The following is a 21,724-nucleotide window of genomic DNA, read 5'->3' as shown; positions in this document are numbered from 1 at the left end:
TCATGTCCAAAGAAGATCATAGCGCCTCTGCCCAAGCAGATACGACTAAAGCTGCATTGCACAAACGCAAAGAGCGTGCGCCGCTTTTCAGCGATCAGGACAGAGACAATATCTCTTGGTTCTGGAGCAAGTATCTGAAAGAGCGCACACCTTGGCTCGGGCTGGTCATGGTAATGATCCTTATCCAAGGGTTTGCCTATCAGCAGTTTATCTCTCTTACCGAGAGTGGCCTTAGGGTAATTTTTGACGACGGAAGCGTCTCAGGCCTTATCAAGGTTTGTGGCATGGTCTTGGCAATTTTCTCCGTACGCGCAGTCATGTCCTACTGGGTGCCTCGGCTTTCGGCTTGGCTGGCCAGCAACGCGGTGTTCAAAATGCGCCGTGATCTGATCGATCACATGATGACATTGGATCTGGCGTTCTTCGAGCGGACAAAGTCGGGTGACATCATCCTGCGGCTGGTCAATCAAGCGCAAGATCTCTCCGGCTTCATCGGACAGACCACGGTAAATGCCGTCCGCGACACAGTTACCATTATTGCTGTCTCAGGCTATTTGATCTGGAAGAACCCTTTGCTCTTCATGCTGGTCATCATCGTGATGCCCACTATCACGATTGTGGTTCGACGCATCTCTCAAGGCATCAAAGGCACGCAAGCCAACGCCGAAAATGCCATGGGCAACTATATGTCGGGCATCGAAGAGATGACCAATGGCATGCGCACGGTCAAAATATCAAACCAAGAACCAGTCGAGAAAGCCCGTCTCAACAAGGCCACAGGGGAGATCAGAGACCTCACCATCCGCTTGCAAAAACTGCAGGCTATGATGAGCCCTACCGTCGATATCCTTGCCGCCATCATCTACGTTTTGATTATCGGCGTAGGCGGCTATATGGCATTGAGCCCTTCGTTTGAAATGGACGGCGCCGGTATCATCGGCTTTATGATCGGCATGGCGCTTATCTTTGATCCAGCGCGTCGCCTCACCGCATTCTTTGTCAGCATGCAGGCCAGCTTGATCATTCTTGATAGCCTGCGCTCGCTGTACCGCGAGGTACCGACCATCACCAATGCGCCCGATGCCAAAGAAGTCTTTGACCCCACAGGCGACATCGTCCTCGACAAGGTGACCTTCCAGTATTCTGAAAAACACCCGCTGTTCCGTAACGTGAACATGACCTTCAAAGGGGGGAAAGTGACGGCCATTGTGGGGGCAACGGGGTCAGGGAAAACATCCGTTCTAAGCTTGATTGCCCGCCTTTACGATGTGAGCGAAGGCGTTGTGACCATTGGGGGCACTGCGGTCAAAGACCTGCGTATCGATAAACTGCGACAGTCGTTCTCTGTCGTCGCCCAAGACATCGTTATTTTTAACAGCTCAATCTACGAAAATATTAAGTATGTACGCCCTGACGCCACTGATGAGGAGATCTGGCGCGCAGCTGAACTTGTAGGCATCGACCAACTCATGCGCGACCGAGGTGATGCTCCCTTGGGCCCCAAAGGGTCGCAGCTCTCAGGTGGACAGAAACAACGCATTGCCATCGCCCGCGCTTTCCTACGCTCCGCACCCATCCTATTGCTTGATGAAGCGACCTCAGCGCTCGACCAGCGGACTGAAGAGAGGGTCCGCGGTGCAATCCAAGAGCTTTCAAAAGATAAGACGACGATCATGGTCGCCCACCGTCTTTCCACAGTCACACATGCAGACCATATCTATGTGTTGGATGAAGGAACGGTGGTTGAAGAAGGAACCCATGCGCAGCTAATAAAGCAAGAAGGCCTCTATGCCGCTATGTTCAATGCCCAACGTAGCAGTTACGGTTGAGTTAGCTTCACCTATATCACTACTCTGAGGGAAAATATGCCACCGCTCAAAACCTCGCTCGCTCTATTGGCAGCCTTCGGCACTGTATTGGCGGCCTGCTCCGCCCCCTCAATGCCCGAAGCACCAGATGGGGCCAAATTCTATGTGGAAAACTGCGTCGCGTGCCATGGCATGTCCGCAAAAGGCGATGGACCTTTGGCCTCAACACTTGATGCCGCTCCGACGGATTTGACGCTTCTCGCCCGCGAGAACGGCGGCATGTTCCCCAGAGCGCGGGCTCTGAGCTATGTTTACGGCCACCCCGAGCAACGCGAACTTGCGCGTGATATGCCACAGTTCGGCGGGTCTATGGCACATGACACGGTGCCGGTTGAGATCAATGGCATCCTCACGCCAACGCCACGTGAATTGGCGGGATTGCTTGTCTATCTTGAAAGCATTCAACGTTAAGAGGTCTTTGACTGAAAGAGCGACGCGTCCTATGCTCTTTCAACTGCTTTGACAGACACTCTCTGGCGGTCGATATATACAAGGCAGATTTCGATCCAAGCTACATTGAGGTTTTGACCGCTTGCCGCATCTTTCTATAGACCTTGCTCGATAACGCGTAGTCGTCAACTAGCTTCCATTTTGCGCGATATGCCTCAGGCGTCAGGCCATGCACCTGACTTAGATGGCGCCGCAGAAGACTCATTTTTTCTCCGCATTCCAGGCAGGTAAGACGATGAGAGCTACCCTCTTGCTCACCCTCGCTTCCGTCATCGCATCGCTTGTCGCGACTGTTAGGCAAAAATATGATAAAACTTGTTCCTTCTCCTAGGCGACTAGATACTGAGATCTCCCCCCCCATCCACTCGACTTCGCGGCGCACAATGCTCATACCCAGTCCTGTGCCCGCACCTTGACGCGCCGTTCTTGGATTGTGCGCTTCGAACTCTTCAAAAAGCCTACTGAGTTGTTCAGCTTCAATGCCATAACCAGTATCGCTTATGCAGATGACCACACCATCACCACTGCGCCCTGGGGTGATCTCGACACGCACTTCGCCCACGGAAGTAAACTTAACAGCATTAGATAGAAGGCGATCGACGGCTTGAGTGAGGATTTGTGCATCAAATAGTAAAAGTGGATCATCTTTAAGGCTGCAGGTGAAAGTGAGACCTAACCCCTTGGTCTTAGCGGCATCTCGGTGCTTCTCTACTGTGCTGCGAACGACTTCTGTTAAGTTAAAGGTTTCCGCCGCAATCGAAGCGGTTGCGTCGTCTAACTCAGCAATTCGGACAAGATCATTGGCCATCGCACTCAGCCGAGAAAAATTCCGCTCAATTACCCCGACAAGATAGCGTGCTTTCTCATCGGTAACAAGTGTACTTAACAGACGGGTTGCTCCCCCAATAGAACTCAGCGGTGTCCTCACTTCATGATTAGCATGCGACAGAAAGCTTGCCCGAGTTGCCGCCGCTTGTTCAGCTAGGCGTTTTGCTTTTACTCGTCCGGCCTCAGCAGAGTTCAAATGAAGTTGATCGGCTGCGATGGAAGCCAATCGAGCAAGGATTTCGATATCGTTCTCATCCCAGTCCCGCGGGCAATGATCTATACAGCAAAGCGCACCAATAACGTCCCCTTGCTCAGTGCGGAACGGAACACCAAGATACCCAATGATCCCGAAATCCGCGACGGCGGGATTATGCTTGAGCTCGGGGTGCTTTCGAGCGTCTCGGACCAAGAGGGGCTTGCCGCTGTCGCGAACATACTTGCAAAAAGAGTGGCTCAGTGGCGTTGAACGCGTTTGGAAAAGCTCCCCTCTCAAGCCAGTGGCCGATTTAAAGATCTGCTGACCACCCGTGTCGTCTATAATCGTAAGAAGAGATACAGGTGCCTTCATGACCAGGGATGCTATGTTTGTAAGCTTATCAAAGCGCGCATTGCGCTCAGACAGAGATGCCCTCGACGTCATCGATTGAGTTTCACGGAAAGTTTGGGAAGCATCATAGTTTAAGGTCACAATTCCACCCTCTAGTTTACCGGTCGAGGAAAAAGAAAGCCGTCGGAACAATCAATAGAAAAATACTAACTTGCTCCAAGAAACGTAAGAATACACCCATGATAAAGGCGTATCTAATTGTATTGATTGAGTAATTTACATCTTTATGCTTTGCATATCGCATTAAGGCGATAAGGGGCCATAAATACGGCAATAAAATGGCGATGTGTTGATTATCACACAACCGACGCGACTAAACCGCGGTATTTATGATCTAGGCAGGCGGAGCATGGCGTCGGTCAGCGTCAGGCCGCTTGCGTGGCCGCGTTAAACTCAATATCTCGGCCGTTCACTCGGTCAAACTCTATAAAAAACACCGAACCCACGCCAAGCTTACTGGTGTAATCAATACGAGCACCATGTCGCTCGATGATCTGCTTGGAGATATTGAGGCCAAGCCCTGTGCCGCCAACCTTGCGGATATCTGAAGCATCCACTTGGCTAAACTTACCAAACACAGCGTCCTGGGCTCCTTGCGGTATACCAATTCCTTCGTCTTGAACTGAAATACGGACCTTGCCACCTTGTTCTTCAACGCGCACGAGTACCGTGCCGCCGTCATCCGAGAACTTGAGTGCGTTAGACAGCAAGTTGCTCATGACCTGTATCAATCGCTGGCGATCCCCAGAGATATCGCAATCTTCCTTACAAAGCGACGATTTGACTTCGATCCCCACCTTACTCGCATAACCTGCAATGGCTTCGACCGCCTCTTGCACGAGGTCATTCGCGTTAATGGTTTTGAAGTCGAGCCTCATCTCGCCCGCTTCAAGCTTTTGTAAGTCGAGGAGATCTTCGACCAAAGTTGTGAGCCGTTGGCTATTTCTGGCCGCGATGTTGAGAACAGGCTTTAGCGGATCAGGCAAAACGCCAATTTTTTCGCTTCTCAAAATTTCAAGGGAACCAACAATCGAAGTCAGAGGTGTGCGCAGCTCATGGCTTACAATGGCCAAGAACCTTGATTTGACTTCTAAAGCAGCTTTCGTGTGCTCGTTCTCCTCCTCAATCAAGCTCATATGTTTTTGCTGCCTTTGGTAGCTCAGGTAGAACTTCAAAGACATATCGGCAATGAAATAGAGAACGAAGATAATTGTCCAAAACTGCAACCAAATGGGAGAGCTCAAGGGCGGCAGGTATCGCACCACATCAAGGAATGCGATGTACAAAAAGGCGCAACCATATATCGAGAGGCGCAATACCAAGATGCCCAACATCTGGCTATTGTACATGGATGCAAAGACCGATGCGGAGAACAGAAAGAACAGGGACGTAAAATGCCCAGGCGAGGTTTCTTGATGTGCGATGCTAAGGATGAACGCAGAAATCGCCAGCGCACTTAAGATGGTGTTGATGGCAATGCGTAAAAAAATTTTCCGTCCAACAGCCCGGTCTTCACCATCCCATTTCTTAGATTGATGCCCAAGAAGGAGATCGAGCAGCTCGGTAGCAACGACAACAGCATAAAACGCAAATATTGTTAGAGCATCGAAGTAGATTGCGGCGAGAACAGCTGCTGCAAAAAAGCTGCCCTGTCGCTTCCAGACGAGTTGATTGGCAAGCGTTATATAGTCTTTGATGTTTTGCTCGCGCCCATCCGGCTTGAACCAGTCGGTACGGGGCGCATGGAATGCATTTAGGGACTTCACGCTGACCTCGGCCATATTGCTGACGCTTAGTGCTACACCGTTAATATGTTTAAATTTTGTCAGTTTCTGGCAAATGTTTGACGCCGCAGGACCTGCATGAGCGCCCCCGTAGAACCCGCTAAAAATAGACCGTCACCGACCTTTGCTTGGGGGGGCTCACATGACCGCAACGCGTCATCAGGCAACTTTAAAGCGCCCTTTTTGGGAGGACGCATAGACACCTGAAAGCTTCGGAAAAGCAATGTTGGCGTTTGGGAACTCACTCATCGGGCCGAACACCGGCGTGCGCGCCAAGACCACATCCCGTTGCTCGCGAAAATTCGCGATCAAAAGCTGTACGGGCTTTTTCAATCCTGGGTAAACACGCGCTTCCAACTCTGGTTTGTAACCGAGATAACGCCGATAGAACGCGGTATGCTCGCCGCGCACGGGCGCCAAAGCCCAGTCGATATCGTAGAACATCGCGGCAAGAAAAGGAATCCTTAAGGCGAGAAAGTGCAATGGCACACGTCTTCCTCGGACTTTTGGAGCAATCACGAACCGTGTGGGATCGAGAACCGTTTCTTCGTTCTCCACGCGATCCAAAACCTCTGGAAATACTTCTAAAGTAGGAGAAACATGAGATAATTTTGAGACCAGATGAAGCCGAAGCGCTGCCAAAACCTCGTCATTCATCAAAACGGCGACATGAACACAGTTGGCGGCCTCATCAAACGGATCTGTCATACGCCCAAACTCGTTTTTCGCAATCGATTGCTGAGCTCGGTAGCATGTGTAACGCAAACGATATATTGCTTCGAGGTCCGAACTTTCCGTCATAACCTTATAGCGGACTTGTTTTAGCGCCTCATCAATGTGCTCGTCCATCTCTCTGCCTCTGCTCTTAAATTATTATTTTGCGCGGCATACGAGAAGGTCGCTATAGCCACGATATACGGTCTTTTGGCTAATCACTTCAAAACCGGCGTTGCTCGTTGCCGATGCAAGCTCTCCTGGAGTGTGCGTCCAATAAGCGCCACTTTTTTGCGCTTCACAGATAGCTTTATTTTGTTTCGCCACCTCACGCCCTTGCCAGAAAATTCGCAGAGCACCAGCAAGTCCGTGCTTCTTTCTAAGCTCTGAAAACAGATATTTGCGCCAGTCCGCGACGTCCATGCGCCGACCAAGGTCAATGAGATAAAGGTAGCCGCCTGGTCTCAGCAAGCGATGAAGGTCATCAAGCCGCTGCACTTGCTCTGGCATCGCGTAAAGAGCATGAACGCAGACCACGAGGTCGCAGGTATCTGTGCCCTTGACGTCTTCCAGTGCGAGATTGTGAAAGTTGATATTGCCATGTGCTGACAGCTTGGTCCGCGCGGATCGGATCATCGCCGCATCAGGTTCTACAAGATGTATTTCACTATCAGGACAGGCGCGTGCTGCAATTTCTGTATAGTTGCCCGTACCGCCGCCAATGTCATAGACCCGCCGCGGCGTCTCTATTGTTGCAAGAAATGCGGCGAAATCCTGCATAAGCGCCTTATATGCGGGGTTATGCATCGAAAGAAGGTCATATGCCGATGAATAAGCGGTCCAATCGGTGGGCCCTGGCTGATCCGATCGTGAAAGTTCGCCAACATTCGGAGATGCGACGTCCGCATTGGTATTGAGCGACATACTGTGAAGTCTCCGAAGCTGCCCTGGAGCGTCTTTTTAAAAGGCTCCTTACTAACAACACCTTATGCGATGAAGCTGACACTTCAAGGTTTACTTAGAAATGCCCATATTTGTGGTAAAGTGTTCCAATTTTGCGCCTGCTGTTTGATCATAGCCAACGTGCCCTTGCCCGCACTGAGCTAAAAGAATCGTCGATTGGTCGAGCGTCTGCAACAGAAGCAGTCTTCTAAAATGTTTAAGCATGGCCACCCCTCTACATAGAGACACTAGGTCCTCCCCAGCCGACAAGTGGAAATGTGACGCTACAGGGGCAAAAGTGCCTGATTTTAGAGGAATATTTCACAAGCTCGCCTACATGCGAACCCAATTCTGGATGACAACGGGATCAAATCGTAATGCTTCGGCAAACTTGGAGTTGTGATGAGAGTATCCGTTGTTTGTGGCGATCCGACCGTGACAATAGAAAGCAACAATGACCTGTTCGCATTGGACCTAGTCGCACATTTTTTAGGCATCGCGACACATCACAATGACAACATAGGTCCTGCTGCAAAGGAAACGCTCTTGGCGCCACAGCAAAACTACGTGATGGCCGCTATGCCGCTCTTCTTAGGGCTCGAGTAACCGCTAGCAATCCTCGTGACACGATCATCTGCTAACACAATGCCTAATGAGGTGTGATAGATCGCTTCCTTTGCTTCTGCCCCTATCCATCCACTAGCGTCTCGCCCCCTGCGAGCACGCCTGTCCCACACCACCCATCACCTTCACGTTCGAATGGCTTATGCTTTCCAGCGAAATTCTATATGCTGCTTTAAACCTGTGGGAGGGGGAAGATGGCCGAATATTGTTTGAGCGACTTTGTCGATGGATATAACCGACTGAATAAACGTCGATTTTCTGATTTATCATATAAAGATATACAAGAGCTAATGACGGAGTATGGGGCCATCGATCCGATGATTTCCCAAACCATTCATGACGCCTACATTGCGGGGGCGGCGGGTCGCAACATCAAAATCCCGAGTGATGTTACTGATTGAGCTCCTCAAAAGCGTGGAACCGAATTTCCGGCAAAGACCGAGCTACCGTCAGACCGCCTTTAGAGGTTACGTCCGGCTCTAGCCAGTGACGCTGTCAAAGTCGTTCAGTTTTTGATCCGTGATTACAACACCTCTGCGTTGGACAGGGCCAGCCTTGAGGCATCCGGACGGCGGACCATGCGGTATAAAGCCTTCACACCTTCTATACAGGCGGGCCCATTAGGTGAGGCCCGCCTGCTTCTGATGTATTTACAGACTTACATCATGCTAGTTAAAATGCCAAAATCTTGCGCACAGACCAACTTAAAGCCTTGATACCATGCGTCTTTTGGCGGTGGACGACCTAGCCATGAACGCCCCAACCGAAACCTCTAAGGTGCAACGATCGGGGCCCTGGACCACTTTGCCTTCAGCATGAAGTGTCACATACAAACAACGCGCGCTCTGTCCTTACGCAAATGAGGTGGCGCTATCTGTATCATACAGACATTTACCCGTACCTGATCTCTGCATCCCTCACTCCCTACCAAGGTCTAATATGAAGCAATTAACGCCCACTCTATGTTTTATGTTTTCGACTTCTGCAGCATTTTGTGGTGAGGTGGTGCTTGGCGTCGGCGTAGATGATGTACTCAAGCATACTGAAACCTCTGCAACTGCCATTGTCGCAGAGTATCACTCCGCGCCCTTCTTCGAGGGGCGCTATGCCGATTACTCTTTTGCTGTCGCGGCCCAAGTCGACCACGATGGCGATATATTCATAGGCACGGGCTTGTCTGCTCAATGGCACTTCAAGGATAGCCCGTGGTTCATTGAAGGTAGCTTTATGCCCGGGCTATACACCAAAGGCTCCGATGGGACGCCCCTCAATGGAAACATGCAGTTCCGGACGCTAATCGGATTGGGGTACGAACTGGATGATACCAGCCGCGTATCACTCGCATTGGATCACAAATCCAACGCCCGCCTCAAAAGTCCGAACCCCGGTTCAGAAACTTTAGCGATCCGCTATCACCATAGTTTTTAGGCGAGTGGCATTCTTATTGCACGACCTGAGATGGGTCCCGTCCTAGGAGAGGTGTAACTCCTGGTCGTGCCTTTGGTATCGTTCGCGCCCTTCATGAAGCGCCGGAGGACGGCATCAAGACGCGGGCGGGTTCGTTACTACAGACCTAAAAGGCGGCCAGGTCAAAGGCTAAAGTCATCCCAAGGCAAAGGGTTAGCGCCTCGTTTCTCAAAATGCTCAGAGCGATGCTCTGTGGCTCTTGAGGGCCGCAGTAGTTCATCGCGGACCTGCGCCCAAAAACAATGCCAGCGCCAGCCCAAGACAAGCCACTAGAGACAGCGTCACAAAATAAAATCCCAAAGAAGCAATCATGACCACGCCTATCGTCCCGTGCCCCCAAGGACACCGGCGTACCTATGCGCGGCCAAAGGGTCGAACAACACCCCCAAAAGAACGTCATGCCCGTGGGCCGGCGGGGAGCCGCCAAAAAGCGACCGGTGGGTCCATTCTCTGGTGTCTTCGCCAGATCACAAAACTCTGCGGGTGTGTTTGGCCACATGCCACGCGCTGCGGTCTCACTGAAATGAGATTAAGGCATCCCATCGAGGGTTATGATCATCCAGATGACGTAATCCCCCCCAACTGCCCCACTTGGTCGGCGCATAGACATCAGTATAAGCAGCAAACAGGCCCCCGCCCAAATCACCCCATGCCCTCAACAACAATTTGTAGATACGACCCATCTCAGGCGAGTAGTTGAAATGCTGCATAAAGGCGGTCAATTCAGCATTATCTACCTGCGGTCCAATGCCGACAATATGAGTACCCCCCTCATAAACGATAAGATCAAGACCGTGGGTGCGGGCAACCTCTGCATGGTACGGCCAAATACGTTCCGTCAGATCAAAGAGCGCTCCAGATGTGCCGCTTAGCGACCCGTCCATCAGATCCCGAGCGGCCAGTGTACTTGCGCGGTCATAGCGGTGCTCGACTATGTATTTATCTGCCGCTTCGCCGCGGAGCCCGGCGGCGTCGGCTTCAACCTTTGCCTGCTCCAAGCTCTCACTGAGCCAAGTTTGCACTAAAGATTCATACTCAGCCATGCCCAAAACCCCGCCCAAGTAGCCTGTCACGGCATAGGCGTCGAATGCTTCCGCCGGGATCGGAGCGCCAGGGTTCTCTGCCTGCCAAAGCGGCGCATTCAAGATATCCTGCTCCAAGCCGATCCACCCCGTTTGGGTTGAAATCACATTAACGAGCCGCTCCGCTGCCTCATTTGCAAATACCTCGGACCAGATTTGAGCCACTTGAGTGGCACGTAGTGCGTAATATTGCACCCAAGCGTCTTTCTGACCCCACCGCGCTAAGGCTTGCTCATCAGCCCATCGGGCTTGGGAAAACTGCCAGTTCCAAACCTCATTGGAAAACTCGACATAAGCCTTGAGATTGGGATCAAGATTATCTTTTACATATTCGGCAAAGGCACGCACAAAAGCATCGTCAGCCAAATGCGGGACATTAAACCAAGGGTCAATTGACAGCTCATTGGCCAAAGCGACCTGAATTTCGACCGGAACACCCTTCTGGGCATAGGTGAAATCATCCGGCTTTGGGCGTGCGTGCCACTCAGATAGCGTCGCGTGGTTCGTTTCCATCCAATCCATAAACCGCAGCCCCTTGAAATCGCGAATGCGATCTATCCAATAGGGGTTAAAGCGGCTGCCAGCTGCATATGCAGCAAGGTGTTCTTCCTTAATCACCGTAATGTTGCGTACCGGGTCAGCTGGATCGGTCTGCTGTATGCGAATATCCACCAGTCCGGGGCCGGGTTCATAGTCGAATGTGATGACCCCCTTTCCATAGTGAACGCGCTCGGCGCGACCCCTGACCTCGATGATGCCCGCTCCATCAAACGCCAAACGATACCTACCGCGAAGGGATTTGGCCCCTGCGGGCATGTCCGTCAGGATGACGGTGCCAATGCCGCCCAACTCGGAAGGCACCCAAAGAGGCCAGCCATCGCCATCAAGCACACCCTTTCCGAGGAGTTCTTCGTACTCCATTCCACCAAATTGGCCTGGCAAGTGACCCAGCCAAGGACGCGCTGTTTTCATAACGTCGAGAAAGGGTTGTTGGGCACTCCAATCGGCAACCGATGCCAGACCAATACCCATTTTGAAGGTGTCCTGGGCGACGGCTTCATCTTCACTTGCAGCCAGAAGGACGCGCGGGACTTGAGGCGCGCTCCGTAGCAGCGGCTTGGTCTCCGAGGATTGCAAAACAACCGCATGCTGAGTGACAGACGGGAGAGGAGCTGCTGCGCCGAACAGACCATTGATCCCTGTCAGAACGACCGAAAGCGCTACCAAAATGCTCATCGAAAACTCCCTGCCCTATGATCTGCTTTACCAAACAGTTGATGAACAAGCATGATTTATTTCACGGGCGCTAAGCACTCATGTCCGTGGTGTGAACTGGACCCCATTTCAACTCCCGATAACTGCGGCACCTTATAAGCATTAAGAAGGATTGATGGACGCCGATTATCCCCTCTAGGAGGGGGAGAGAGCAAAATTGAACGCCCACTCACAGACCCATGTGCCGGCGAGGCAGGCTTGAGGTTAGCCGATGATGCCGAGCCGCGTCTTCAGCCGCGCCACTTTACGCGGATTATTTTCAGCAGTGCTGAGCCACGCTTCGCACCCTGCTAGGACATCTTGGCAGAAGCTGCCCATAGCCAACTGAAGCACCCCGCCCTTATGGATACAATGGTCTTCTGGCTTTGATGTAAAATTATAGCGGTTGAGAATGTAGCCACGGTCATCCGGCAAAGCAGCTCGAGCGTCAACATCTTGATAGAGCACAGCGCATTTTAGCGCATAGCACTCAGACCCCGAAAGAAACCTACGCGTCCCCGACAGGAGGCTCGTGCGGTACTTCTTACCAATCCATTGATCAAACCACTTGGCATAACTTTGTCGCGCCTCGAGTTCGGGGCTTTCAACCGCTCCAGCCATCTCCGGAAGAGTAAGGGCAAGGCACACAGCAGCCGGCCAAATCTTGGCGTCTATACACTGCTGAAGAGAAGCGAGGTATACTCGCACAAGGCCTCCTTACCGGGAATGCTTCTGCCCACATCTTGGGCAAATTAGCGTGGCATCCACCCAGCTTTCGCCATCCGCCTGATAAAAGCCATGCCCCAAAATCCAGCAAAGGGGCCTCAACAGCCAGGTCTTTGCCCCCCGAGTTCGATCAGTTTCTTTCCAAGTTAGCCGGGCCACCTTCTTCCCCAAAGCTAGGCAATTGTTAAAAAAGAGTAATAGAAAGCATAATATAGGATACTTACCCACAACCAGCTTTAAAAGCCACCTTCGCGAGAACAGCCGGCTCCTCGACGTCAGAACGCCCCCTCCTTCGCGCCCTTATTCGATGAGAACATCCGCCTTATCTGCAAGCGCCCGTATTACGAGTGCTGCATCGGACATAATACAGCCAGTCAAACGCGGAGCGCAGGAGATGTCCCCTATCTTCATATCCTCCAGAGAGCCCAGCACCTCTGATAGCACTTCTGGATCCAACGGATCCTCCCCAAGTGTCATCTCTCTATGCTTTGGCACTCTATCGTTCCTAGATTCTTCGAAATGATCAGAGCGGGCTGAGAAGAACATGACGAAGCGTTTTTCTAACAAACTGCAAGCCTATGCCCGCACGCGCCCAACTCCGGCGTTCAGTTGCCCCTTGGCTCCTGAAAAAATAAACTTGTATATTAGGCTCATGTAAAAAATGAGCACTCCTAACAACTACCTAAAGAAATGAACAAATGAAGTATATTGCTCTCGCAGCCATACTCCTACTTTCAGCCTGCACTTCCTACAAAAAAGGAGAAATTCCAATGATGTATGATCCCGAGACTGATGAGATGCGGCCTTGCGGCCACATCGGTATGCTTGGTGATTGCAAACACTACATGTGATGCCAGAAGTATCAGGTCAGATGGGTCGACCTTCGAACTGACCGTTTCCGGTACACACAATAATGTTGCCATTTTTCAAGGCCTGGACGAAGGCGCCCTGCACTTGGATGTACTTGCTAACTAAAATTGTTCGAACCACGGGAACCCCTCCAAGGTAAAAGAGTTCAACTCATAGCCCCTAGTCTGATCTCAGTAAAGTCATCCGATTGGACAAGGAGGGACGTTCTTTGAAACTCAGCCTCAAAAACTTAGAGGCGGCCTTCAACGACACTCCTCGCCAACATCATCTAGCAAGTTCTATCGATCAGACTGCCTCAGCCCTTTGCCCCCTGCCCGCGCGCATAGACATCCTCATAACGAATGATGTCATCCTCACCTAAGTAGCTGCCGGTTTGCACTTCGATCAAAACCATCGGCACCTTACCGGGGTTTTCCATGCGATGCTTGGCGCCCAACGGGATGTAAACAGATTGGTTTTCGCTTACGAGCTTAACCTCATCTCCAATGGTCACCTTGGCGGTACCCTCCACCACGATCCAATGCTCTGAGCGATGATGGTGGCTTTGCAGGCTTAGAGCGGCACCTGGGTGAACCGAGATCTTTTTAACCTGGAAACGCCCGCCCACCACGAGGCTCTGAAACCAGCCCCACGGCCGGTAGTCCCGCGGCAGTGTTTCAGCCTGAGTTGCCCCCTTAGCCTTCAATGCTGCCACCGCTTTCTTAACATCCTGAGCGCGGTCTTTATGCGCCACGAGAACCGCATCAGGCATCGCCACCGCAATAATGTCCTTCAGCCCAATACCAACGAGCTGTTGTTGGGGATCCTCCGCTCGTAGCAATGTATCATGACAATCAATCGCCGTCGCCGACTGCGATGCCACCACCCCCGTCTCATCTGGACCAGCCTCACGCCAAACGGCATCCCAGCCCCCCAAATCAGACCAAGCGCCGCTGTAGGGAACCACGGTCAGGTTCTCAGCTCTTTCCATAATCGCATAGTCAATTGAATCCTCGTCGACTTGCGCCCAAGCCTCTGGACCCAGTCGCGTGAAGCCAAGATCCTGCTCAGACTGTTCCACTGAGAGACGCACCTGCGCCAACATTTCAGGGGCGTGCGCCTCGAAAGCGGCAATGATCGCTTTGACAGAAAATAGGAAAATGCCAGCATTCCATAGGTGCTGACCTCCCCTCAACATGGCTTCCGCCGTGGCGAGATCCGGCTTTTCGACAAAGCCTTTGAGAGGCTGCGGCACAGCCTCGAAATCCACGCTCGGCTGGCTCATCTCAAGCCAGCCATAGCCGGTTTCTGCGCGGTCAGGACGGATACCAAATGTGACAAGCTGACCGTCCTGCGCCGCAGAGGTCGCGGCCTGTACTGCCGCCCGGAAGGCAGCCGCGTCAGGGATCACATGATCCGACGGCGCAACCAACATCAAAGCCTCAGGGGCTCGGCTCTCTAGGCTTAAAGCCGCAGCCAAGATTGCTGGTGCCGTATTGCGCCCCTCAGGCTCGATCAGAATACCCGCAGGGGCAATCTCAACTGCCGCCAGCTGTTCGGTTACAACGAAACGAAAGTCAGCTCCCGTCAGGATGACGGGGGGTGCAAACCCCTCTCCGCTCAACCGCTGCGCCGACGCTTGGAACAGGCTACTCTCACCCATCAGCTTTGCGAACTGCTTTGGATAACTCTTGCGCGATAGTGGCCAAAGCCGCGTTCCTGAGCCGCCAGCCAAGAGGATCGGGTGAACAACATGAGGCATAGAAATATCCTTGCGGGTCAAAAAATGGACGGCATTTTTGTTAGCTCTCACCGACCATAGTTCTGGCATCGTCACACTTCCAGTGCGATCCCTCGAAGATATTTTCGAGGGGCTTCACGATCAACGGACTTGGGTCATGCAGTGTGCTGCCTTATGATATCGTTATGTGCAATACTCTGCATGAAAGTGGCTTTATTATGCCGTCGCCCCTGAATATTCGTGACATTGGTCAGGATCGCAAAGCTGCCCTCGAATTGGAATCGAAACTCACAGGCAATTCTATTGCTGAGATTGTTCGTGACTGGATCGACGCCGGCATCACAAGATCCCGAGCTGAACGCGAGCGCGCCGCTTGGATGGCATCAGCTAAAGAGAGCATTGCCGATGAAGCCCGTCATCTGGAACGGAACGGGCCCAGCTTGGCTCGGTTCAGGCAGATTTAAGCAAAAGAAATATGATACAAGGAAACATTCACCGTATGCGCGATGGCAACGAAATCGTGTGTCGTGTTCAGACGGACCTCGGCATTGAGACCCCTACATTCTCTGTGCTCCGGCCTTCCCTCGCTCCGAATGAGGGGCACTAACTCCAAAACTGCATGCTCCCACTCATCTGGACGGCGTCCCGCACATCATAATCATGTCGCAATTGGTTGCCATTCTAGGCGCACAAATCGGCTCTGTCATTGGTGATGCGTCGGTTTGGCGCTACGAGATCGTTGCTGCCATTGATCTCTTGGCTTCTGGGTTTTAGCGAATAGCAGCAGAACCTCCAGCTCTCAGTCCGACGCATCTTATCCAAAAGAAACCTATCAACATTTACCGACAGGGGCTGGATCCCAAGGGCCGGCCTTGGTCATGGACGCAGGAAGACGGGCTCCTCCCCCTCCGACCGCGGCGATCGTTCGATTGTCGCTGGATCAATCTCGCACATCGTCAGCTGTGCATTCACCTTGCGTGCGGCCATTCCAGCCCGGAACCACTTCGACGCTGCATCAATGTTCATGCGCGCGCGCCTTTGGCCCTTTTTGGGCTTCGAAGCCTCCATCACGGCGGCGACCATCTCATCGATGCGGTAGAGCCCGCCAGAGACCGGCAGTGGCATCTTGCGCTGCTGAAGGGCCTGACGCTTGACCTCCAGCTTTTCCGCCACGTCGGCCAAACTTACCAGATCAGGGCGAACCTCGCGCAGGATAGTGCCTTGCGGCAGCGCCTTGATCAGTGCCCGCGCAGCATCAAGAATCACGACCTCTGCGTCGTTCCCTTCAACCTCCAGCTCCACGCCGATCAGGCCAGGTTGGCCCGTGCCCACAAGGGCATCTTCAAAGCCGGCCTCGAAGACGGCGTCGGACAGGGCAAATGCCTCGTGCTCTCCTTCGGGGAGCGCGAAGACCAGTTCGAATTCGAATTCTTCAGCCATCGGCTTTCCCTTCGTCTTTCTTCTCAAGCCTCACGCAGGACAGGGCCTTCTGCCTAACCTTCTTCGCGTGCTGCTGCGGGTTTTTGGGTGTGGACCACAACGACATGTTGCAGAATGTACCGCAGCGGCACTCCTTATCGTTGGCAGGGCAGCGGAGAATCCCCCAAACGTGCCCTCTGCCTTCAATCAGATCCCATCCGAGAGCTTCCAGCTCTTGGACGACAGCTTCAATTTCTTTCGACGTGTGCTTCTTCCTTGGCACTGAAGATATTCCACCCTATTAAATTGTCAACCGACAAGTTATCGGGTCGACGAAAACACCACTCCAGATCGCAGCCGGGCTCCAGCACGTTCCACAGCCGGTTAACAAGCAAAGAATTGACGCAATCATCGATTACGCAAAGGGATACCGGACGGAAGTTCCAGACAACAATGCCCATCGGACCGTCAAAATGCTGGGGCATGAACTATGACCAGTTCGGGTAAGCTGCTCTGCAGCGTTGGTCCTGCGGGTGAATGTCCGGAGAGGGCCGCGATTACCTGCACCGCCTTTCTGCACCTACGAGATCCTGCGCGACGGTATGTGCCAATATGGGCTTAAGGAGGACTAAAATTGGCCTGATCATACAAGAAGGGACAAACTAAACCACGAGGGCAATGGCGCTCTCACGAATTCATCACGCATCCTCATCTAGGGGGCCGCCATGAAGGGCAAGTATCTCGCCTTCAAGATCAGGCTCCATATCCATGTCGGCCATGCACTTATTTAGCCAAACAGTGTCGCGGATGCGTGTGATTGCTTTATCGTAGGCTTTGCGCGCGGTGTCGCCGTAGGCGCCTTCGGCGATATCCCACGCTTCGCCAGGGATCGGCCCCCAACGCGCGATCATCATCGACAAATCGAGAATGTCACGGTTGAGAACCGCCTTGTCTGCCCAGCGATCAGCATTCGCGAGCAGTTTCTCCGCATACATACAGCTCCGCGTCAAGACAGGGACGCCCAAGCGATCATCCATTTCACCGGCAAGCTGGATCCGTGCCTCGCGGACGATCTCAAATTTGATTGATACATCCGCCGCGTCGATCAGAGTGCGGATGCCGTATTGATCAACTCTAACATCACGCAATGTTTGTAATTCTGCATCTGGGAGCAGGAGGCCGGTTATGTCAGACGTACCCCAGAGAGCTTGGCGCAGCTTGCGATATCCCTCCTTAGAAGCGCAGAGGAAATCGATGTCCACGCTCTCACGATACTCACCAAGGTTGAGGACAATCGCCGTGCCACCGCCGAAATAACATTCGGCATCGAGTAGCAAATCGCCATCGAGGCACCGGAGAGCGTTAAGGATATCGTTATGGTGTTTACGCTGGAACAAGTCCGCACCCTGCGGCTTAGCGCTCAAGCGGCCAAAAAGTGCCCGTTGCCGTACTCAGCAACAAGGCGATCCAGAAGCTTCTGTTCGCGTGGTATGATTGCATCTTGATCGACAAAACGCCAGTTGCGCTCATAGAGCGCCAGCGCAGTTTCGCCGTCCACAACTGCGTCAGCGGGGCGATTCCAGCATAGTTGGCGGAGCTGCGGGTATGTGCTCAATCTGACGTTCATAGCATCCTCGAGTGGTTCACGATCACCCATACTCACTAAATATAGGTAACTTTACGGGAGTTGCAAAGTTTCTCCGAGCGTAAGGTCCACGACGACCAGCGGATGTAGCCGCTGAGGTTCTTAGTCACCGGTCCGCCCAAGGGCTTCATGAACCTCTTGTAGTGTACATGGAGCGAGTTCACATTCTGGATGTGGTAGCAGCCTGAGGCCACGCGCGTGCCTGGCTTGCTGCCGACCACGAAGTGCTCGAAGCATATCGCGCAGCGCGACCATCCCTACTATACTTTTGTACCACCACAGCGCGCAACGCGAGACTGATGGAAAAAACCGCCCCCGGTCATAGCTCTGGCATTCCCGCCCATCCGCACGATCCAAAATCATCGGCGCAAACTCCAGAACAGGTCAAACAAGCTCGCCACATTCAGCAGCGGCCTTGGATGGCTGATTTTACCCAAGACAGGCGCTCAGAATAAGGCCCAACCTCCGGCTTTCCTTCCCAGAGGGGCGCAGGGCGTATAGCAGGCACCAGCGCAAACGGATCGCGACAGTGACGAGCTATGAAACACTGTATATTCCCACCGGATCCCGCAGCGACATGCTCCCACGCCGCCTCACTGCAGAAAACACTACCGCCAAACTTTGCGTAAGACTTCTCTAAGCGTGCAACCACTGAGGAGCCGACATCCTCAAAAACCAACAGCTGCGGGGTATAGCCTGAGCCGTAGCTTTCAGATGCCGCGAGCAGAGTATCCTCCCACCTCCAACTCTTGATAAACGCTTCCGTCACAGAGCCCCTAAACTGATAAGCATAAGGCCCCCGCAAACCCGACAGCATAGGCTCATCTTGCTCTCTTCTTGGAAGAGGCGCCGCGACTGGCAAAGCGTCACATCCCAGTGCGATCATCGCAATGGTCGCCTGCAGCCTTTGCATCTCGCTCAGCATCTGCTCCTTGAAATGTATAGGTGAGAGTACCCCATCCCTACCTGCGCTCGACCACGGGTTCAGTGCGGCTACTTGGGATTTAAACTCCCGCACGGCATGCAAGCAAAAGAGGAGCTCATCATAGCTTTCGATCTCGCCGCGCGCTTCTGCCACTAAAGCGCGCCAGTCCACCCCGGCTAGAGGTTTTGAAAACCAGTTTGGTGGGATATCCCTAAGAGCTTGCTCAGGGCGCGCATGTTCGGGCAGATGCTGCAGCCGTTCTGGCGCTAAGAACTCCGCTTCCATCACAGCAATCAGATGTATCAATGTGTGCTTGGCCTTATCACGCATTGCTTTCACATCTGCTGTCTCAGCACCGCGGGGAGCGTTAAAACTGTCCATACCCGGCTTCCTCTGCTCGTTTTGGCATCACAATAGGCGCAGGCTTAAGACGAACTGACTATGATAATTTTAATCGAAATAAGTGCCCGCAACCCGTTGCGCTATCCATTTTGCGACTAATGGGCTGCGAGGGTTCATTTTATCCGTCGGGCCAATGGCGAAACCATCCGGGCGAGAATCTGCGCCCGCCGCGGGAAGTTCGAACTTCCCACCAGCTTGCCCCTCATGGCGGAAGATCAAGACAAAATCCTGTCGGAGAACAAAAGCTTGCCTACCTCTCAGTCGGCAAGCAGGCAGGACGATTCTGCCAGTCATTCCGGACTTTGACTGAAGGGCACCTCTAAAAATTGCCCCAACCCCGGTGCTGCGTTATCTTTGATGGGACGAACCGGCACAAGGGAGACGGCAATGACGCAGATGGGTTTCTTTGATCTTTCCGACCGCTATGCGAGCCTTGACGCGAAGAAGGACCCATTGGTTGAGATCGATGCGGTCGTGCCGTGGGAGGAGTTTCGTTCTATTTTGGATGAGGTTTGGCGCAAGCCTGATGCGGAGCGCAAGTCGCGCGCAGGCCGCAAGCCGATGGACACTGTGCTGATGTTCAAGACGCTGGTGCTGAGCGCACTCTACAACCTGTCGGACGATCAGATCGAATATCAGGTCCGTGACCGGCTGTCCTTTATGAGGTTTCTGGGACTTAGCCTTGCGGACCAGGTGCCGGATGCAAAGACGGTGTGGCTGTATCGCGATGCGCTGGCGCAGGCGGGCAAGGTGGAAGAGCTGTTTCGTCAATTTGACGGGTATTTGGCGCGGCAGGGGTATATCGCTCGGGGTGGGCAAATTCTTGATGCCTCTATTGTGGCGGTGCCGCGCAATCACAACACGCGCGACGAGAACGCGTCAATCAAGAAGGGCGAGAACCCCGAGCATTGGGAAAACAAGCCCGCCAAGCGCAGCCAGAAGGACGTGGACGCGCGCTGGACGAAAAAGCACGGCAAGAGCCATTACGGCTACAAGAACCATGTGAACGTCGACCGAAAGCACAAGCTGGTCCGGCGCTATCACGTCAGCGATGCCGCGCTGCATGACAGTCAAGCGGTGGATCACCTGCTGATGCGAGGCAATACCGGCTCCGGTGTGTGGGCGGATGCGGCCTATCGGTCCGAGGAGACGGAGGCGAAATTGCGCGCGCGGAAGCTGAAAAGTCACATCCACCGTAAGGGGAAACGCGGCAAACCTCTCACAGATCAGGCCAAGGGCAGCAATCGGACCAAATCCACCGTTCGGGTCCGGGTGGAACATGTATTCGGCGCACAGACCAACGACATGGGTGGCACCCTTGTGCGTAGCATTGGTCTGGTGCGAGCCAAGGCTAGGATCGGGATGAAGAACCTCGCATATAACATGCGACGCCTCGTTCAACTGCGCCGCATCAACCCGTGTCCGGCGTGAATACCGGGCGATCCAAGAACCGATCACGCGTCAAAGCATGACAAACAAGGCTTGAAGGCCGCAATACAGCGGTTGCGAGGCTCTGCCAATTGCCAGACGAAAGCCACGATCCTGCTTCAGGCCGCCCGCGCCGCCAAACTACCAAAAATTGTTCAATAATCGAGGTGCCCTGAAGACGAACCATCCCATCGTTGGGTGTGCAGAACAATGTAAGACTGATGATGCTGACTATTACTCCACTTCCAATTCAATTGCTCTCAGCAGCACTGCCTCGTACAGTTAAGCCATGTTAAAATTTCTTTTTAGAGCGCTGTTCAAACCGTCCTCCCGGCATAAGGTCAAGTCAAACACTCACCCCGTTAAAGAGACATCTGCTTATAAGTCAGTTCAAAGCACCTCTGCTTCTTCTGAGCAGACAAAAGCGCCGCAGCCTAATACGCCCACAAGGCGCGAAGTATTCGATGCAGCGACCGCTCACTCGGTCACGCTACCGCGCGTGCTGGAAGGGCCTGCTTACATTACAGACGGTGACACAATTACCATTCAAAAGACCCAGGTACGCCTTTTCGGAATAGACGCACCTGAACTACATCACCCATACGGCAAAAAGGCTAAGTGGGCGATGGTTCGTCTGTGTAAGGGGCATAGTATACGCGCCGAAGTCACTGATGAAGATGATTATGGCCGCACAGTCGCAAAGTGCTTCCTTCCTGATGGTCGTGACCTATCCGAGGAAATGGTTAAGCTCGGGCTCGCTATCGACTGGCCGAAGTTCTCAGGTGGCAAATATAGCCACCATGAGATCGCAGGCATTCGCAAGAAACTGTGGCTTGCCGATGCACGCCAGAAAGGCCGCATGGATGTTTGGAAGAAGTTTGACGCTCAAAAAATTAGTCAAAGCAAGAAGGGGGAATGAAGGGCCCAGCTCCTAACGACAAATGTTGAAACCGGAGCTCACTTTTGCGC

The 21,724-nt window shown here is 53.0% G+C and carries 18 protein-coding genes; 7 read left to right on the top strand and 11 right to left on the bottom strand.

The features are described 5' to 3' along the window. Positions 1 to 2 precede the first annotated feature (2 nt). Entirely contained in the window at positions 3 to 1,829 is a 1,827-nt protein-coding gene (locus T8A63_RS19235) for an ABC transporter ATP-binding protein (RefSeq protein WP_322346309.1), read from the top strand. Positions 1,830 to 1,865: 36 nt separating this feature from the next. Further along, on the top strand, positions 1,866 to 2,279 hold the full coding sequence (locus T8A63_RS19230) for a c-type cytochrome (RefSeq protein WP_322346307.1): 414 nt from the start codon (positions 1,866 to 1,868) through the stop codon (positions 2,277 to 2,279). Positions 2,280 to 2,379: 100 nt separating this feature from the next. Here the strand turns inward: T8A63_RS19230 and T8A63_RS19225 are convergent, their stop codons facing one another. From T8A63_RS19225 to T8A63_RS19210, 4 genes are all read right to left on the bottom strand, one after another. Beyond that, on the bottom strand, positions 2,380 to 3,834 hold the full coding sequence (locus tag T8A63_RS19225; RefSeq protein ID WP_322346305.1) for an ATP-binding protein: 1,455 nt from the start codon (positions 3,832 to 3,834) through the stop codon (positions 2,380 to 2,382). A gap of 284 nt (positions 3,835 to 4,118) precedes the next feature. Beyond that, positions 4,119 to 5,534, bottom strand: a complete 1,416-nt coding sequence (locus T8A63_RS19220; RefSeq protein ID WP_322346303.1) for a HAMP domain-containing sensor histidine kinase — start codon at positions 5,532 to 5,534, stop codon at positions 4,119 to 4,121. A gap of 162 nt (positions 5,535 to 5,696) precedes the next feature. Then, positions 5,697 to 6,386, bottom strand: a complete 690-nt coding sequence (locus tag T8A63_RS19215; protein WP_322346302.1) for an N-acyl amino acid synthase FeeM domain-containing protein — start codon at positions 6,384 to 6,386, stop codon at positions 5,697 to 5,699. Positions 6,387 to 6,410: 24 nt separating this feature from the next. Continuing rightward, positions 6,411 to 7,175: a class I SAM-dependent methyltransferase gene (locus tag T8A63_RS19210; RefSeq protein WP_322346300.1), complete on the bottom strand. Its 765-nt coding sequence runs from the start codon at positions 7,173 to 7,175 to the stop codon at positions 6,411 to 6,413. 836 nt (positions 7,176 to 8,011) lie between these two features. Between T8A63_RS19210 and T8A63_RS19205 the strand changes: the two genes are divergently transcribed. Then, positions 8,012 to 8,218: a hypothetical protein gene (locus T8A63_RS19205; RefSeq protein WP_322346298.1), complete on the top strand. Its 207-nt coding sequence runs from the start codon at positions 8,012 to 8,014 to the stop codon at positions 8,216 to 8,218. Between the two features lie 538 nt (positions 8,219 to 8,756). Then, a complete protein-coding gene (locus T8A63_RS19200; RefSeq protein WP_322346296.1) occupies positions 8,757 to 9,245 on the top strand; it encodes an acyloxyacyl hydrolase in 489 nt (162 codons plus the stop codon). A 554-nt stretch (positions 9,246 to 9,799) separates the two neighbouring features. Here T8A63_RS19200 and T8A63_RS19195 read toward each other — a convergent pair. From T8A63_RS19195 to T8A63_RS19185, 3 genes are all read right to left on the bottom strand, one after another. After that, positions 9,800 to 11,602: a hypothetical protein gene (locus tag T8A63_RS19195; RefSeq protein ID WP_322346294.1), complete on the bottom strand. Its 1,803-nt coding sequence runs from the start codon at positions 11,600 to 11,602 to the stop codon at positions 9,800 to 9,802. 243 nt (positions 11,603 to 11,845) lie between these two features. Next, entirely contained in the window at positions 11,846 to 12,328 is a 483-nt protein-coding gene (locus T8A63_RS19190) for a hypothetical protein (RefSeq protein WP_322346292.1), read from the bottom strand. Positions 12,329 to 13,511: 1,183 nt separating this feature from the next. Further along, on the bottom strand, positions 13,512 to 14,957 hold the full coding sequence (locus tag T8A63_RS19185; RefSeq protein ID WP_322346385.1) for a mannose-1-phosphate guanylyltransferase/mannose-6-phosphate isomerase: 1,446 nt from the start codon (positions 14,955 to 14,957) through the stop codon (positions 13,512 to 13,514). A gap of 164 nt (positions 14,958 to 15,121) precedes the next feature. On the opposite strand from T8A63_RS19185, the gene T8A63_RS19180 reads away from it, so the two are divergent. Further along, on the top strand, positions 15,122 to 15,400 hold the full coding sequence (locus T8A63_RS19180; protein WP_322346291.1) for a hypothetical protein: 279 nt from the start codon (positions 15,122 to 15,124) through the stop codon (positions 15,398 to 15,400). Between the two features lie 412 nt (positions 15,401 to 15,812). On the opposite strand, the gene T8A63_RS19175 is transcribed toward T8A63_RS19180, so the two are convergent. The 4 genes from T8A63_RS19175 to T8A63_RS19160 form a co-directional block, all read right to left on the bottom strand. Next, positions 15,813 to 16,376 carry a hypothetical protein gene (locus T8A63_RS19175; RefSeq protein WP_322346290.1) on the bottom strand — a complete coding sequence of 188 codons (564 nt, stop codon included), beginning with the start codon at positions 16,374 to 16,376 and terminating at the stop codon, positions 15,813 to 15,815. Positions 16,377 to 17,053: 677 nt separating this feature from the next. Beyond that, complete coding sequence (locus T8A63_RS19170) at positions 17,054 to 17,752, bottom strand: nucleotidyl transferase AbiEii/AbiGii toxin family protein (RefSeq protein WP_322346288.1); 699 nt, start codon at positions 17,750 to 17,752, stop codon at positions 17,054 to 17,056. Between the two features lie 23 nt (positions 17,753 to 17,775). Continuing rightward, entirely contained in the window at positions 17,776 to 17,913 is a 138-nt protein-coding gene (locus T8A63_RS19165) for a hypothetical protein (protein WP_322346287.1), read from the bottom strand. Positions 17,914 to 18,403: 490 nt separating this feature from the next. After that, positions 18,404 to 19,306, bottom strand: coding sequence for a hypothetical protein (locus T8A63_RS19160; protein WP_322346286.1), 903 nt, complete (start codon positions 19,304 to 19,306; stop codon positions 18,404 to 18,406). Positions 19,307 to 19,714: 408 nt separating this feature from the next. On the opposite strand from T8A63_RS19160, the gene T8A63_RS19155 reads away from it, so the two are divergent. Beyond that, complete coding sequence (locus T8A63_RS19155) at positions 19,715 to 20,758, top strand: IS5 family transposase (protein WP_322346119.1); 1,044 nt, start codon at positions 19,715 to 19,717, stop codon at positions 20,756 to 20,758. 286 nt (positions 20,759 to 21,044) lie between these two features. Continuing rightward, positions 21,045 to 21,674, top strand: coding sequence for a thermonuclease family protein (locus T8A63_RS19150; protein WP_322346285.1), 630 nt, complete (start codon positions 21,045 to 21,047; stop codon positions 21,672 to 21,674). The last annotated feature ends 50 nt before the right edge of the window (positions 21,675 to 21,724 follow it).

The sequence above is a fragment of the Sulfitobacter sp. OXR-159 genome, from assembly GCF_034377145.1.
Lineage (GTDB): Bacteria > Pseudomonadota > Alphaproteobacteria > Rhodobacterales > Rhodobacteraceae > Sulfitobacter.
Note: the sequence above shows the minus strand (reverse complement) of the source record. Positions and strands in the feature narration are given on the sequence as shown.